The organism is Rhodococcus sp. EPR-147, from assembly GCF_001647185.1.
In the GTDB taxonomy this organism is placed as follows: domain Bacteria; phylum Actinomycetota; class Actinomycetes; order Mycobacteriales; family Mycobacteriaceae; genus Rhodococcoides.
Map to the genome: position 1 here is coordinate 1 of NZ_LVCU01000471.1, position 715 is coordinate 715.

Consider the following 715-nt stretch of genomic DNA (forward strand, 5'->3'; position numbering starts at 1 on the left):
CCGTCTTCTCCATCTGAGCGGTGTGCATCTTGTGGCGACGCTCCGCCTCGGCGTAGCGACCTTCCCACTCTTCACGCTGCTTCTCGTAACCTTCGAGCCATTCGTTGGTCTCGGAGTCGAAGCCCTCGGGGAAGATGTAGTTGCCACCCTCGTCGTACGAGTCGGCCATGCCGTACTTGGACGGATCGAACTCTTCTGCGTAGTCCTCGTTGGCCTGCTTGAGGCTCAACGAAATCCGGCGACGCTCGAGATCGATGTCGATGACCTTGACGAGTGCGTCGTCGCCGACACCCACGACCTGGTCCGGAACCTCCACGTGGCGCTCGGCCAGCTCGGAGATGTGCACGAGGCCCTCGATGCCCTCTTCGACGCGCACGAATGCACCGAAGGGAACGAGCTTGGTGACCTTGCCGGGCACGATCTGGCCGATCGCGTGGGTGCGAGCGAACTGGCGCCACGGATCTTCCTGAGTTGCCTTGAGCGACAGCGAAACACGCTCGCGGTCCAGGTCGACGTCGAGAACCTCGACGGTGACCTCGGTGCCGACCTCGACAACCTCGGACGGGTGATCGATGTGCTTCCAGGACAGCTCGGAGACGTGCACGAGTCCGTCGACGCCACCCAGGTCCACGAAGGCACCGAAGTTGACGATGGAGGACACGACGCCCTTGCGGACCTGGCCCTTCTGGAGCTGGTGCAGGAACTCGCTGCGGAC

Annotated in this window: 1 protein-coding gene; it reads right to left on the bottom strand. The window is 63.1% G+C overall.

Annotated features, from left to right (window positions below; translation table 11 throughout):
- The coding region (locus A2J02_RS20150) for a S1 RNA-binding domain-containing protein (protein WP_156516315.1) at window positions 1-715 on the bottom strand (715 nt) is incomplete at both ends.